This window comes from Pantoea sp. UYEF8 (assembly GCF_040546285.1).
Taxonomy (GTDB): domain Bacteria; phylum Pseudomonadota; class Gammaproteobacteria; order Enterobacterales; family Enterobacteriaceae; genus Pantoea; species Pantoea brenneri.
Genome location: NZ_JBEPNM010000037.1, coordinates 1 through 1,233, shown reverse-complemented (window position 1 = coordinate 1,233; position 1,233 = coordinate 1). Strand labels below are relative to the sequence as shown.

The following is a 1,233-nucleotide window of genomic DNA, read 5'->3' as shown; positions in this document are numbered from 1 at the left end:
TGAAAAACGCCTGTGGGTTGTGAGGTTAAGCGACTAAGCGTACACGGTGGATGCCCTGGCAGTCAGAGGCGATGAAGGACGTGCTAATCTGCGTAAAGCGACGGTAAGGTGATATGAACCGCTACAGCCGTCGATGTCCGAATGGGGAAACCCGGTGCACTCAGTGCATCATTGCAGCATGAATACATAGTGCTGCAAGGCGAACCGGGGGAACTGAAACATCTAAGTACCCCGAGGAAAAGAAATCAACCGAGATTCCCCCAGTAGCGGCGAGCGAACGGGGAGCAGCCCAGAGCCTGAATCAGCTTGTGTGTTAGTGGAAGCGTCTGGAAAGTCGCAGGGTACAGGGTGATACTCCCGTACACAAAAACACACAGGCTGTGAGCTCGATGAGTAAGGCGGGACACGTGGTATCCTGTCTGAATATGGGGGGACCATCCTCCAAGGCTAAATACTCCTGACTGACCGATAGTGAACCAGTACCGTGAGGGAAAGGCGAAAAGAACCCCGGCGAGGGGAGTGAAACAGAACCTGAAACCGTGTACGTACAAGCAGTGGGAGCCTTCTTTATGGGGGTGACTGCGTACCTTTTGTATAATGGGTCAGCGACTTATATTCTGTAGCAAGGTTAACCGTATAGGGGAGCCGCAGGGAAACCGAGTCTTAACTGGGCGTTAAGTTGCAGGGTATAGACCCGAAACCCGGTGATCTAGCCATGGGCAGGTTGAAGGTTGGGTAACACTAACTGGAGGACCGAACCGACTAATGTTGAAAAATTAGCGGATGACCTGTGGCTGGGGGTGAAAGGCCAATCAAACCGGGAGATAGCTGGTTCTCCCCGAAAGCTATTTAGGTAGCGCCTCGTGAACTCATCTTCGGGGGTAGAGCACTGTTTCGGCTAGGGGGCCATCCCGGCTTACCAACCCGATGCAAACTGCGAATACCGAAGAATGTTATCACGGGAGACACACGGCGGGTGCTAACGTCCGTCGTGAAGAGGGAAACAACCCAGACCGCCAGCTAAGGTCCCAAAGTCATGGTTAAGTGGGAAACGATGTGGGAAGGCACAGACAGCCAGGATGTTGGCTTAGAAGCAGCCATCATTTAAAGAAAGCGTAATAGCTCACTGGTCGAGTCGGCCTGCGCGGAAGATGTAACGGGGCTAAACCATGCACCGAAGCTGCGGCAGCGACGCGTATGCGTTGTTGGGTAGGGGAGCGTTCTGTAAGCCGT

1 rRNA gene is annotated in these 1,233 nt (G+C 53.5%); it reads left to right on the top strand.

Features of this window, described 5'->3' with window-relative positions:
- Positions 1–23: 23 nt before the first annotated feature.
- A 23S ribosomal RNA gene (locus ABIB18_RS23700) occupies positions 24–1,233 on the top strand; the annotation flags it as partial.